The sequence below is a fragment of the Actinomadura sp. WMMA1423 genome (assembly GCF_006547145.1).
GTDB lineage: Bacteria > Actinomycetota > Actinomycetes > Streptosporangiales > Streptosporangiaceae > Spirillospora.
Map to the genome: position 1 here is coordinate 1,581,874 of NZ_CP041244.1, position 12,539 is coordinate 1,594,412.

Annotated in this window: 15 protein-coding genes; 9 read left to right on the plus strand and 6 right to left on the minus strand. The window is 73.7% G+C overall.

Features of this window, described 5'->3' with window-relative positions:
- Nucleotides 1-2: 2 nt before the first annotated feature.
- From FKD65_RS07285 to FKD65_RS07295, 3 genes are read left to right on the plus strand one after another with little or no spacing between them, the layout of a single operon-like run.
- On the plus strand, nucleotides 3-341 hold the full coding sequence (locus FKD65_RS07285) for a helix-turn-helix transcriptional regulator (RefSeq protein ID WP_141576744.1): 339 nt from the start codon (nucleotides 3-5) through the stop codon (nucleotides 339-341).
- Entirely contained in the window at nucleotides 338-814 is a 477-nt protein-coding gene (locus FKD65_RS07290; protein WP_141576745.1) for an SRPBCC domain-containing protein, read from the plus strand. Before FKD65_RS07285 ends, FKD65_RS07290 begins: the two co-directional genes overlap by 4 nt.
- Nucleotides 811-1,437, plus strand: coding sequence for a dihydrofolate reductase family protein (locus tag FKD65_RS07295; RefSeq protein WP_141576746.1), 627 nt, complete (start codon nucleotides 811-813; stop codon nucleotides 1,435-1,437). The genes FKD65_RS07290 and FKD65_RS07295 overlap by 4 nt, the downstream gene beginning before the upstream one ends.
- Nucleotides 1,438-1,475: 38 nt before the next feature.
- On the opposite strand, the gene FKD65_RS07300 is transcribed toward FKD65_RS07295, so the two are convergent.
- Entirely contained in the window at nucleotides 1,476-2,549 is a 1,074-nt protein-coding gene (locus tag FKD65_RS07300) for a hypothetical protein (RefSeq protein WP_141576747.1), read from the minus strand.
- A 289-nt stretch (nucleotides 2,550-2,838) separates the two neighbouring features.
- Complete coding sequence (locus FKD65_RS07305) at nucleotides 2,839-3,726, minus strand: hypothetical protein (RefSeq protein WP_141576748.1); 888 nt, start codon at nucleotides 3,724-3,726, stop codon at nucleotides 2,839-2,841.
- Nucleotides 3,727-4,416: 690 nt separating this feature from the next.
- On the opposite strand from FKD65_RS07305, the gene FKD65_RS07310 reads away from it, so the two are divergent.
- Together FKD65_RS07310 and FKD65_RS07315 are read left to right on the plus strand one after the other, a co-directional pair.
- Nucleotides 4,417-4,899, plus strand: a complete 483-nt coding sequence (locus FKD65_RS07310; protein ID WP_141576749.1) for a cation:proton antiporter regulatory subunit — start codon at nucleotides 4,417-4,419, stop codon at nucleotides 4,897-4,899.
- A gap of 9 nt (nucleotides 4,900-4,908) precedes the next feature.
- Nucleotides 4,909-6,186 carry a cation:proton antiporter gene (locus tag FKD65_RS07315; RefSeq protein ID WP_141576750.1) on the plus strand — a complete coding sequence of 426 codons (1,278 nt, stop codon included), beginning with the start codon at nucleotides 4,909-4,911 and terminating at the stop codon, nucleotides 6,184-6,186.
- 36 nt (nucleotides 6,187-6,222) lie between these two features.
- On the opposite strand, the gene FKD65_RS07320 is transcribed toward FKD65_RS07315, so the two are convergent.
- The gene (locus FKD65_RS07320) at nucleotides 6,223-7,545 is read right to left on the minus strand and encodes a cytochrome P450 (protein ID WP_141576751.1); all 1,323 of its coding nucleotides are present in this window, start codon (nucleotides 7,543-7,545) and stop codon (nucleotides 6,223-6,225) included.
- A 122-nt stretch (nucleotides 7,546-7,667) separates the two neighbouring features.
- Between FKD65_RS07320 and FKD65_RS07325 the strand changes: the two genes are divergently transcribed.
- Together FKD65_RS07325 and FKD65_RS07330 are read left to right on the plus strand one after the other, a co-directional pair.
- On the plus strand, nucleotides 7,668-8,321 hold the full coding sequence (locus tag FKD65_RS07325; RefSeq protein WP_141576752.1) for a TetR/AcrR family transcriptional regulator: 654 nt from the start codon (nucleotides 7,668-7,670) through the stop codon (nucleotides 8,319-8,321).
- Between the two features lie 116 nt (nucleotides 8,322-8,437).
- Nucleotides 8,438-9,334 (plus strand): RNA polymerase sigma-70 factor, encoded by an 897-nt coding sequence (locus FKD65_RS07330; protein ID WP_141576753.1) that lies wholly within the window; start codon nucleotides 8,438-8,440, stop codon nucleotides 9,332-9,334.
- 9 nt (nucleotides 9,335-9,343) lie between these two features.
- On the opposite strand, the gene FKD65_RS07335 is transcribed toward FKD65_RS07330, so the two are convergent.
- A complete protein-coding gene (locus FKD65_RS07335; protein WP_141576754.1) occupies nucleotides 9,344-9,814 on the minus strand; it encodes a CBS domain-containing protein in 471 nt (156 codons plus the stop codon).
- Nucleotides 9,815-9,857: 43 nt separating this feature from the next.
- Nucleotides 9,858-10,190, minus strand: coding sequence for a histidine kinase (locus FKD65_RS07340; protein ID WP_141576755.1), 333 nt, complete (start codon nucleotides 10,188-10,190; stop codon nucleotides 9,858-9,860).
- A 254-nt stretch (nucleotides 10,191-10,444) separates the two neighbouring features.
- Here FKD65_RS07340 and FKD65_RS07345 point away from each other — a divergent pair, with 254 nt between their 5' ends.
- Nucleotides 10,445-11,383 (plus strand): universal stress protein, encoded by a 939-nt coding sequence (locus FKD65_RS07345; RefSeq protein ID WP_141576756.1) that lies wholly within the window; start codon nucleotides 10,445-10,447, stop codon nucleotides 11,381-11,383.
- 63 nt (nucleotides 11,384-11,446) lie between these two features.
- Complete coding sequence (locus FKD65_RS07350; RefSeq protein ID WP_141576757.1) at nucleotides 11,447-11,821, plus strand: cyclic nucleotide-binding/CBS domain-containing protein; 375 nt, start codon at nucleotides 11,447-11,449, stop codon at nucleotides 11,819-11,821.
- Between the two features lie 16 nt (nucleotides 11,822-11,837).
- On the opposite strand, the gene FKD65_RS07355 is transcribed toward FKD65_RS07350, so the two are convergent.
- Nucleotides 11,838-12,479 (minus strand): phosphoribosyltransferase family protein, encoded by a 642-nt coding sequence (locus tag FKD65_RS07355; RefSeq protein ID WP_141576758.1) that lies wholly within the window; start codon nucleotides 12,477-12,479, stop codon nucleotides 11,838-11,840.
- Nucleotides 12,480-12,539: the final 60 nt, after the last annotated feature.

The window sequence follows — 12,539 nt, forward strand, 5'->3', positions numbered from 1 at the left end:
GCATGGCACAGTATTCGGCGGAACTGGACGGCGTGTTCGTCGCCCTCGCCGACCCGACCCGGCGCGCCGTAGTCCGGCGCCTCGGCCGCGGGCCCACGAGCGTCGGCGATCTCGCCCGCGAGTTCCCCATGACCCTCCCCTCGTTCATGAAGCACGTCCGGACCCTCGAATCGAGCGGGCTCATCCGCACCGCCAAGTCCGGACGGGTGCGCACCTGCGCGCTCAACCGCGAGCGGCTCGCCCTCGTCGACGACTGGCTCGCCGAGCAGCGACGGATCTGGGAGGGGCGCACCGACCGCCTCGACCGGTTCGTCACCGACCCCGACAAGGAGAACCGATGAATCCCGAACTCGACCTCGGCCTGGAGCGGATCATCCGCGCCCCGCGCGCGGCGGTCTGGCGCGCCTGGACGGACCCGTCCCGGCTGGAGCAGTGGTGGGTCCCGGCGCCGGCCCGCTGCGCCGTGGACCGCTTGGAGACGCGGCCCGGCGGAGCGTTCGTCACGCGGTTGAGCGAGGACGGGCGCACGTTCGTCCCGCACATGGACGCGTGCTTCCTCGACGTCGAGGAGGCCCGCCGGATCGTCTTCACCAACGCGATCGACAGCACATGGCGCCCCGCGCACCCCGCGCCGGTCCCGATGACCGCCGCGATCACGCTGGACGACCATCCGGACGGCACGGACTACCGGATCGTCGTCCGGCACGGCGATCCGGAGGCCCGCGCCCACCACGAGAAGCTCGGCCTCGTCGACGGGTGGGGCACGGTCGCCGCCCAGCTGGCCGCGTTCACCGAGGGGACGACCGCACGATGAAGATCGCTCTGACGCAGTTCGTCACGCTCGACGGGGTCAGCCAGGGTCCCGGCTCGCCGGACGAGGACACCACCGGCGGCTTCGCCCGCGGCGGATGGCTCGTGCCCCACCTGGACGAGGCGTTCGTCCGGCGCGCCTCCGAGTGGCTCGGCCTCGCCGACGGCCTGCTCCTCGGCCGGCGCACCTACGAGGCGTTCGCGCGCGACTGGCCGAAGATCACCGACCCGGCGGACCCGTTCGCCGAACGGATGAACACGCTGCCGAAGTACGTCGTGTCCGGCACCCTCACCGAGGGGACCTGGGAGCCCGTCACGGTGCTCGCGGGCGATCCGGTCGAGACCGTCGCCGACCTCAAGGCGCGGCCGGGGCGCGAACTGCAGGTGCACGGCAGCGCCCGGCTGGGAGACGCGCTGCTGTCGGCCGGCCTGGTCGACACGCTCCGCCTCGTCGTGGCGCCCGCCGTCCTGCGGACCGGCAGGCGCCTCATGAACGCCGCGGGCGCCCCGGCCGGGCTGCGGCTCGTCCACCACGAAGCGACGTCGAAGGGCCTGCTGCTGCTCGAATACGAGGCCGCGGGCCGAGCCGTCCAAGGCGAGTACGAGGGCGTCGCGGCCTTCGTCTGAGCCGCCGGCCCGGCGACCGTCCGGCGCTCGTGGGCCGGTCAGCCCCGCAGGGAGCGCACGACGACCCGGCGGACGAGCTGCACGTCGGTCAGCGGTCCCGTGGACGCCGCGAAGCCGAACTTGACGGTGTCCGGGACGGGACGCGGCGCGGCGAACCTCAGCACGCGCTTGAAACCGCCGCCGTCCCGGAAGTCGATGTCCACCGTCGCGACCGGGTCCGGTCCGGGCGACACGGCCACACGGACGATCCGCTTCACCGGTTCCAGCAGTCTCTGGGCCCGGTCCGGCGCGACCCCGGCGGGCATCTTCGTCAGATCACCGTGGAGCCGTCCCGGAAGGGACGACCGCCAGGGGCCGCTCCGCGTCGTGTTCTTGGTGGACGCCGCGAGCAGGCAGTATCCGCGGATCCCGTTCCCGGGCCCGCGCGCGCTCACGATGTTGGGGCCGGGAGCGGGCGGGCGGAAGGCCGTCCCGGCGGGAGAACGGCGGGCACAGCCGTTCCCGCGCCCTTCTCCGTCGCCGAAGTACTCCCCGAGCACGTCGAGTCCGATACCGAGATATCCGCCGTCAACTCCGGGCACGAATCGCGCGCCCGCCCGGCCTCCCGGCCGTTTCTGGGCATAACCGAGGCTTCCGCCGAACGCGCCCGGTGTGGCCAGGCGCCGGGCGCCGTCGGTCAGGAAGAACGAGATCCCGTCCGCCGGCGCCCGCGTGGTGTTGCCGTACTGCCACTGCTCGAAGGTCACCTCGATGCCGTCCTCCGCCGGGATCGGCGCGTCGAACAGCGCGGCGCCGGTCACCTCGGGGTGGGCGTCGGTGAGCTGGAGGTACCCGCGCGGCGCCGCACCGCCCGGCGGCACGGGTCCGGCCGGATCCCGGCGGCAGCCCCCGAGCGGATGGTTCGCGGCCTCCGCCGGGGCCTTTCCGCGCCGCGCGCCCGTCAGGCAGGCCGCCCCGTAACCGACGAAACGCTGGTCAGCGGAGGCCCTGGTGAACGATTCCTCGACCAGCACCGATCCGGGACGCCCGCCCGCCGCCGAAGCGTGACCGAACGACGCGGCGACGGCGACGGCACCGACCGCCGCCGTGATCCAAGCTCCCCGATGCCTCATGCCGTCTGCTCCCCCCGCGCAGGTCCGAAGCGATCCTTCTTCCGCCTCATCTGAGCACACGCCCACGAGGAGAGGCCCGCATTGCCGCTCTCGCGACACAATGCGAGATCATTCTTTACCGGAACGCATGGCATCCCGTGAGACCGGAACCAGATGGCGAGAAATGGGCCGTTCCTCGGGATTGCCTAGCGCTCCATTTCAGCGGCGCGGTCAAGGACTTGACGAAATCGCCACTTTCAACGAGGGCGGCGGTCCGGCCTCCGGCCCCCGCTCGCGAGCCGTCCCGTGTTCAGGGATCGCGCCGAGCCGCCAGGGGGACGGCGCAGCGGGGGCGGGTGCGGAGCTGGTATGACACGGCGGCGATGGCCAGGGCCCAGCCGTATCCCCCGAAGGCCAGCGAGGCCGCCTCGCCGAGCGACGGCCAATGGGGGTCCGAGCCGACGGCCCCGGTGTCGAGGAGGATCCCCAGGATCATGCCTCCCGCGCCGTACAGGGCCAGCGTCGGGGCGATCAACCAGACCGGCACCAGCGGGAGGAACCTCGGCACCCGCCTGCCCGCCGGCAACGGCACCCAGCGCGGGAACACCATGCCCCAGGGACGGACCAGGCCCAGCAGGAGAAAGTCCGCAAGGCCGATGAGCAGCAGCAGGACCAGCAGCATGTAAGGGTTCGGCTCGTCGGTGTAGTGCTTCTTGACCTCGGCGTAGCCGCCGAGCGTGCCCAGGGCGTGCAGGGTGAAATAGGGCACGAAGGCCGCGCAGCCGGCGTAGGCGGTCCAGCGCACCCCGCGCGGCGCGGCCTGGGGCGCCGGACGCACCAGGCCCCCCGTCCGCCGGGTGTGCACCTGTCCGCAGCGGACGCAGGACAGGGCCGTCCGGCGGCGCCACGACACCGCCGAGGCCGCGAAGAGGGCGCCGACCGCGGCGAAGCACAGCCGTTCGGCGAAGCCCGACCAGTCGCTGTTCCCGTCACGGCCGCGGACGGTGCCCGTGAGCACCAGCTCGATCAGGTTCAGCAGCACGAAGCAACTGCCCGCCAGGCTCGCCGAGGCCACGGCCCACACGCCGCCGGAGACGGCCCGGACCGGAAGCGACCGCCCCCACGGACGGACGGTGGCGGCAGCGAACACCGCCCCGACCAGCAGCACGGCGGCCGCGGGCAGGGCTGAACGGGGCACGCCGACCACCGAGAGGCGTCCCGCGAGCGAACCTGCCAGAAGTGCCGCTCCGTACAGTGCGGCACATCCGGCCGCGGCGTATCCCGCCCACGACGGCCACCGCCGCCACCATCCGGTCAGCGGCACAGGCGCGAGGCCGGTCGACGGTTCCCTCATGTGATGCCTCGCCCTCAACGCCTCGACGAACGTCCGGGGCACAGCCTCGTCGGCGACCCGCCCATGCGGCCTCCCCCGGCAGAGGGAGGAGCCTCCCCTCCAGGTCCCAGCGCGCGCTCGGGGCGCCCGCCCGGCCGCCTTCCCCGCCCGGCTGCTGCCCGCCGACCTCGGCGCCCTGATCCAGATCGAGACGCCCGACCACTACCGGGGACGGGTCTCCTCGGTCGAGCACGTCATCGGCGGCGGCCACCGTCGTCTCCATCGGCCTCGCCAACCGTCCGTTGCGACGGCACCGGCTCCCGCGCGAGCGCGACGACGTCCGATCGCCCGCGATCCAGGCTCAGCCGCCGGCCGCGGAGGGTTCCGGGTGAGGGAGGGCGAGGGCCTCGCCACATCCATGAGCTGCACTGCCCACACCGGAATTCGCCTAATGTCGTGTTCCGGTCGGCTCTGGAACCATGTTCGATACCTCATCGGCGTCGATCAGGTCGGCCGGAGCGGGCACGGAGATCACGGAGTACACGGGAGAGGGCCATGGACGTCGAGCGGACATCACTGCCGGGCATCGGGTTGCGGCATGTGTTCACCACCGGGCGGGGCCGCCAGATCGGGGTGGTGTCGCACCGCACGGGCCGCCGCGATCTGGTGATCTACGACAAGGAGGACCCCGACACCTGCGTCGTGTCGGTGGCGATGGAGCCCGAGGAGGCCAACGCCCTGGCCGAGCTGCTCGGCACCGGGCGGGTCGTGGAGCGGCTGGCCGAGCTGAACCGGCAGGTGGAGGGGCTGGTGACCGAGCAGATCCTGCTGACGGGCGCCTCCCCGTACGTGGGCCGCCGGATGGGCGACACCCGGGCGCGCACCCGCACCGGCGCCTCGATCGTGGCCGTGGTGCGCGAGGGCGAGGTCATCGCCAGCCCGCGCCCGGACTTCGAGTTCCGCGCCGAGGACGTCGTGGTGGTGGTCGGCACCGACGAGGGCACCGCCGCCGTCGCAGCCATACTGCACGGTGGGTGAGAGGGGACCATGCACGCTGCGACACAACTGATCGAACTGGGCGCGATCGTCCTGGCGCTGGGCCTGCTCGGCGCGGTGGCGGTCCGCTTCTCCATCTCCCCGATCCCGCTGTACCTGGTGGCGGGCCTGGCCTTCGGCTCCGGCGGGATCCTGCCGCTGGGCGCCAGTGAGGAGTTCGTGGCGCTCGGCGCCGAGGTCGGGGTGATCCTGCTCCTGTTCACCCTCGGGCTGGAGTACACGGCCGGGGAACTGGTCGGGACGCTGCGCACCTCGGCCCCGGCGGGACTGGCCGACCTGGTGCTCAACGCCACGCCCGGGGTCGCGGTCGCGCTGGTGATGGGCTGGGGGCCGGTGGCGGCGGTGGCGCTCGGCGGCGTCACCTACGTGACCTCCTCCGGCATCACCGCCAAGGTGATGGGGGACCTCGGTTGGCTGGGAAACCGGGAGACCCCCGCGGTGCTGTCGATCCTGGTGTTCGAGGACCTGGCGATGGCCGCCTACCTGCCGATCCTCACCGCCCTGCTGGCCGGGGCGTCCCTGGTCGCCGGGGCCACCACGCTGGGGATCGCCGCCGCCACCATCACCCTGATCCTGTTCATCGCGCTGCGGCACGGCCGGCTGGTGGAGCGGTTCGTGGCCAGCCCCACCGACGAGGTGCTGCTGCTGAAGGTGCTGGGGCTGACCCTGCTGGTGGCGGGCCTGGCCCAGCAGTTGCAGGTGTCGGCGGCGGTCGGCGCCTTCCTCGTCGGCATCGCCCTGTCGGGGCCGCTGGCCCACACCGCGCGCGACCTGCTGGCCCCGCTGAAGGACCTGTTCGCCGCGGTGTTCTTCGTGTTCTTCGGCCTGCACACCGACCCCGGCGAGCTGCCCCCCGTGCTCGGTGTGGCCGCGCTCCTCGCCGTGGCGGGGATCGCCACCAAGCTCACCTCGGGCTGGCTGGCCGCCCGCCGCGCGGGGGTGGCCACGCGCGGGCGCCTGCGCGCCGGCGCCGCGCTGGTCCCGCGCGGCGAGTTCAACATCGTCATCGCGGGGCTGGCCGTGTCCGCCGGCATCAACCCCCGGCTCGGGCCGCTGGCCGCCGCCTACGTGCTGATGCTGGCGATCGCCGGGCCGCTGATCGCCCGCGGCGTCGAACCCCTCCTGCGCTGGCACCTCGCCCGTCCGGCCCGCACGGGCCGCGAGGAGCGCGTGCCCTCCCCCAGGCCCGGCGGCACCGCCGCCGAGCGTGACGACGGGCAGGACGGCAAGGACACCGTGACCGGGACATCGGTGCCCCGCCGGCAGTGAGCGGCCGATCCCGGGGCTGCGACGCGAGCGCGCGTCTCAGCCCTGGGACCGCGGAGCGGTGAAGGTGCAGGGCAGTCGCTTGTACCCGTTGATGAAGCCGGACTCGAGACGGTCGGGCTCCCCCGCGGCGATGTCGGGCAGGCGGGTGAACAGCTCGCGGAACATCACGGTGATCTCCCGCCGGGCCAGGTTGGCCCCCAGGCAGAAGTGCGGGCCGGGCCCGCCGAACCCGACGTGCGGGTTCGGTGAGCGCGTGATGTCGAAGCGGTCGGGGTCGGAGAAGACCGCCTCGTCGCGGTTGGCCGACCAGTAGAACAGCGTCACCCTGTCGCCCTTGCGGAAGGTGTGGCCGTTCATCTCGTGGTCGCGGGTGAGGTTGCGCCGCATGAAGATGACGGGGCTGCTGAAGCGCACGATCTCCTCGACCGCTCCGGCGATGCGCCCGTCGAAGTCGGCCAGCAGCAGTTCGCGCTGGTCGGGGTGGTCGGTGAACAGCTTCAGCCCGTGCGCGATCGCGTTGCGGGTGGTCTCGTTCCCGGCCACCACCAGCAGCAGGAAGAACGTGGCGAACTCCCGCGGGGACAGCCGCTCGCCGTCGACGTTGGCGTTCACCAGCGCCGAGGTCAGGTCGCCGGTGGGCGCCGCCCTGCGCTCGCGCCCGAGCTGGGCCGCCAGCCTGTGCAGCCGCCACCCCGCCGACGCGACCGTGCCCAGCATGCGGAGCGTGGCGAGCCGGCCCAGCTTCGCGGTGCCGCCGCTGTAGTCGACGGCGGCGCCCACGTACTCGGAGTCGCTGTAGCCGACGATGACGTTGGTCAGCTCCACCACCCGCCGGTGGTGGCGGGCGGGGATGCCGAGCATGTCGCAGATGACCTCGACCGGCAGCCGCACCGCCGCCCGGGCCACGAAGTCGCCGCCGCCCGCCTCGATCAGCTCGTCCACGATCCGGGCGGCCCGCCGGGCGATGTCGTCGTCGGCCTTGGCGAGCATCTTGGGGCTGAACGCCCGGGACACGATCCGGCGGATCTTGGCGTGCCGCGGATCGTCCATGTCGATCATCGAGTTGAAGTAGCCGTCCATCCAGCGGGGCATGTCGGCGGGGCTGGTGGCGCTCGGTTCGCTGCTGAACACCTCCGGATGGCGGCTCGCCTCCGTCACGTCGGCGTGGCGGACCAGGGCCCAGGACCCCGGGCTCTGCCCGAGGAACGGCAGCTTGGGCAGGGTGAAGAACACCGGCGCAGGCTGGACGCGCAGCAGCGCGAACGCCCGCGCCCGCTCGTCCAGCGGGCGGATCCAGAAGCGCAGATCACTCAGGTCGATGTCCGCCAGGGTCAGCTGCGGGGGGATCTCCGTGGCCATCGACCTCACGCTCCTGTCTCGTCGCGACCGAGATTTCTGGTGAAGCGACACACCAGAAATATCTGGTGTGTACCGTCTCCAGATTTGGGGGCGAAGTCAAGGGATGCGGCACAATCGGGGCTGTGACGTCCGAGACCTCCCGCGCGCGCCCCTACGGCGGCGTGCCCGCCGACCAGCGCCGCGCCCGCCGCCGCGCCGCGCTGATGGCGGCCGGGCTGGAGCTGCTGGGCACCCGGGGCTGGGCCGCCACGACCGTGCGGAAGGTGTGCGCCGAGGCGGGGCTCAACGACCGCTACTTCTACGAGAGCTTCCCGGACCGGGACGCCCTGCTCCTGGCGATCGTCGACGACCAGGTCGCCCAGGGCACCCACGTGATACTTTCCGCCGCCCGCCGGGCGCCCCGCCACCCGGCGGCCCGCACCCGCGCCGTGGTGACCGCCGTCTTCGACTTCCTGACCACCGACCCGCGCCGCGCCCACATCCTGACCCACGCCTTCCCCTCCTCTCCCCTGCTCCAGCGGCGGCGCGTCGAGATCCTCCGGAGCATGGCGGCGATCTTCGCCGCCCAGACGCACGAGACGCTGGACCAGGTGCTCCTCCCCGACATCGACGTGGAGCTGACCGGCCTGACACTCACGGCCGGCCTGTGGGAGCTGTTCACCACCTGGTTCCGCGGAGACCTGGACGTCGACCGCGACCACCTGATCGACTACACGGTCGCCCTGATGCTGAGCACCATCGAGCTGGCCGCCCCCCTCCACCACCGCCTCCACTGAGGGCGGCCGGCGAGGACGGCCCGGACGTCCGCTGTGATGGAGCGCACTCGCGCCCGTGTCACGAACGGGCGGCCTCCGGTGTCCAGTGGACGAGCCCGCGACCGGAGGAGCAATCCATGAGCGACCACGCCGCCGACCCGGCGACCGAGGCCTTCGTCGCCCACCGCAACCTGCTCTTCACCGTCGCCTACGAGATGCTCGGCTCCGCCGCCGACGCCGAGGACGTCCTCCAGGAGACGTGGCTGCGCTGGGTCGAGGTCGACCTGGCGCAGGTGCGCGACCGGCGCGCCTACCTGGTCCGGGTCACGACCCGGCAGGCGCTCAACCGGCTGCGCACGATGGCACGCCGCAAGGAGGCCTACGTCGGCCCCTGGCTGCCCGAGCCGCTGCTCACCTCGCCGGACGTGGCGGAGGACGTCGAGCTCGCCGAGAGCATGTCGATGGCGCTGATGCTCGTCCTGGAGACGCTGTCGCCGACCGAGCGCGCCGTCTTCGTGCTGCGCGAGGTGTTCGCCGTCGCCTACGACGAGATCGCGGCCGCGGTCGGCAAGAGCCCCGCGGCCGTCCGCCAGATCGCCCACCGCGCCCGCGGGCACGTCGGCGCGCGCCGCCCGCGCGAGGCGGTCTCGCCGGGCGAGACCCGGGCGGTCCTGGAGTCGTTCCAGCGCGCGGTCGAGACCGGCGACCTGCAGGGCCTGCTCGACGTGCTCGCGCCCGAGGTCGTCCTCATGGGCGACGGCGGCGGCGTCAAGCAGGCCGCGCCGCGGCCGATCAGCGGTGCCGCGAAGGTCGCCCGGTTCATCATCGGCGGCACCGCCCGGTACCGGCGGCGGGTCGCCTACGAGGAGGCCGTGGTCAACGGCGGCCCGGCCCTCGTCCTCAGGCTGGACGGCGAACTCGACGGCGTCCTGGCGGTCCGCGTCGAGGACGCCCGCATCACCGGGCTCTACTACGTCCGCAACCCCGAGAAGCTGACCCGCGTGAGGTCCGAGACCCCGCTCGCCCTGCGCTGAGGCGCGGTCTCAGGCCGGCGGGCGGTCGGGAAGGAGCCGTTCGAGGAGGTGCGCGACGGTGACGACGCCGATCATGGGCGCGTCGGTGCGGTCGGCCTCGCCGCTGACCGCGACGACGGGGCTGCGGTCGGCCGCCATGACGCTGGCGATCTCCATGACGGTGGCGTCGGCGTCGACGACGGGCAGGTCCCTGCGCTCCTCGGCGAGCAGGTCGGCGACGCTCCTCTCGCCGAGCCTGGCGCACAGCCTGTCGGCGTGGCGCTCGTCGTAGACCCGGGCGAGGGCGGGGTCGTCCCGGACGTGCGCCGGGATGATGGCCCGCAGGAGCCGCGAGCCCGGGATCACCGCGACGGGCCGGCGGTCCGGATCGACGACGATCAGGCCCGCGAGCCGGTGCTCGGCCACCAGCCGGGCCGCCTCCAGCGCACTGCTGTCCGGCGTGACGGTCGGGTAGTCGACGGCGAGGTCTCGTGCGCGCACGGCTCCAACGTAGCCGACCGCCCCCGGCCCGGCGGCGGCCGCCTCAGCGGTCCGGCGCCTCCGGTGGCCGGGAGGCCGTGCGCAGGTCGAAGACCGCGCGGCGCAGGTCGGCGATGGTGTCGTCCAGGGCGGTCAGGGCCGCCTGGACGCCCTGGCCGGCGCACGGGTCCTGGATGCGGGCCAGCGCGCCGTTCAGTTCCAGGCCGATGCCGAACAGCCGGCGGGTGATCTGGTCGGCGAGATCGCGGGCGATGCGCTGCGCGTCGGAGCTCAGCTGCCGGGCGAGAGCCTCCGCCGCCTCCGGGGCGGGCGGGGCGCGACCGGCGACGTCACCCGATCCGTACGCACGCCCGGGCGCAGGTGACGGGTAGGTCATCACTCAGCCCCTCTGCACGGGAGCGAACGATACACCTGGAGGAACTACCCGCCCCGTGCCGCGATCCACGGCCTTCCATGAGGATTTGCAGGCACTTTGTCAATTATGTCCGCATTTGAGAGCCCCGGCGGGCCGCGCCGGAGGCGAGGCCGAAGGGCAGGGCCTAAGGTCCCCCGAACCCGGGACAGCGGCCCCTACCTGCGCCTTTTCCCCGCCGGGAAGGCTGGACACACCGACAGGGGGAGGGATCGGCCATGAACGATCATGAGAGGACGGACACCGTCCTGGTCGGCTACGACGGGTCGCCCGCCGCCGACGAGGCGCTCCGCTGGGGGGTGCGGGAGGCTCGGTTCCGCCGGCTGCCCCTCACGGTCTGCCACGCGTGGCACTGGCCCTATCCGCTGCGTCTGCCGGACAAGGACACCCTGGAGGTGCTCCGCGGCGCGGGGGCGATCGTGGCGGACGAGGGCGTGCGCAAGGCCCACAACCTCGCCGAGGGCCTGGACGTCCGCTGGCGCCTGGACCGGGGATGGGCCTCGGCCGTGCTGCTGGAGGCGTCCCGCGACGCCGCCGTGGTCGTGCTCGGCTCGCGGGGCCACGGCGGGTTCGAGGGCCTCTCGGTGGGCTCCACCGCCGTCCAGGTGGCGTCGCACGCCGTCCGCCCGGTCATCGTCGTGCGGCCGGACCTGCCGCCCGCGCGGCCGGACCGGGAGCGCGTCGTCGTCGGCGTGGACGGCTCGACGAGCGGCGAGTCCGCCATCGGCTTCGCCTTCGACGAGGCCGCGCTGCGCGGCGCGTCCGTCACCGCGGTGTGCAGCTGGTGGGATCCGGCCGCGTTCCGCGGGCCGGACCGCGTCCCCTTCAGCGACCCCCAGGTGGTCAGGCACGAGGCGATGGCGCGGTTCGAGGAGGACGTCGCCCCCTGGCGGAGCCGCTACCCGAGGGTGACGCTCGAGACCGAGTTCGTGGTCGACACCCCGCGGCGGGCCCTGGTCAGCGCCTCCGAGGGCGCGACCCTGCTGGTGATGGGCGCGCGCGGGATCGGCTCGGGGCCCCAGACGCTCCTGGGCCCGGTCACCCAGACCGCGCTGCAGGAGGCGCCCTGCCCGGTGGCCGTGGTGCCCGCGCAGGGGGCCGGACGCGGCAGGGCGGCCGAGACCGCGGGCGCGTCGACGCGGGGCGGAACGAGCTGAACGCGGGCGCGCGTCCGGATCCCGGCCCCGGCGGCCGGAGCGACCGATCAAACGGGAGGAACCATGCTGGTCAGCAACGTGTACCGTCCGACCGTCTTCGTCTGCCGGGCGGAGGAGCCCCTGGCCGACATCGCGCAGCGGATGATCGACAAGAAGGTCGGCGCCCTGGCGGTCCTCGACGGCGAGCGGGTCGCCGGGATCATCACCGAGCGCGACCTGACCGCGGCCCTCGCCACGTCCCCCGACCCGGCCTCCGAGACGGCGGCGGGCTACGCCTCGACGCAGGTCAAGACCGCCGCCATGGACGAGGACGCGGCGGAGGTCGCGCGCCGGATGCTGGAGGCGGACATCCGCCACCTGCCGGTGGACGACCGCGGGCGCCTGGTCGGGATGGTCTCGATGCGCGACCTGCTCGCGCTGGAGACCTGGGCGGCCTGAGCCGGCCGGGGCGGGCTCAGGCCGTGGGCTCGGCCGCTCGTCCGAGCAGCCGGGCGGTCTCGACCTCGGAGACCGGTGTGAAGTCCAGATAGAAGTCGCCCGCGGTGACGAAGAAGGTCGGCGAGAGCGGGCAGACCACCTCGTCCGCGACGGCCCACAGGTGGTCCAGGGTCGCGGGCGCCGCCGCGGGCACGGCGAAGACGACCCGCCCGGCGCCTTGCGCGCGGGCCTCGCGGCACGCCGCCTCCACGGCCATGCGGGACGCGTCGCCGTCGTCGACGACGATGACGTCGCGGTCGGCCAGTGCGAGCCGCGGGCGCCGCCCGCGCAGCCGGAGCCCGAGCGCCCGCGCCTCGGCCCGGGCGTCTCCCTCCAGTTCCCGGACGAGGCCCTCGCCGGCCCCCGCCCGCCGGACGGCGTCCTCGTCCAGGACGCTCGCCCGGCCCTCGCCGACCGCCCCCACGACGATCCCGGGACGGCCCGGGACGCCGAACTCGCGCACGACCAGCACGTCCAGCGCGCAACCGAGCAGCGCCGCCGCCTCGGCCGCCACCGGGACGCCGCTCCCGTGGAGCCCCAGGACCCGGACGTCCCCACCCGTGTACCTCCGCAGGTCGGCGACGAGCTGCCGTCCCGCGTCCCGCCGATCGGAGTACATCTCCCCCACCTCGCTCGTGACCGCTCAACACCAGCATTCGATGCGGGCGCCCGGGGTTCC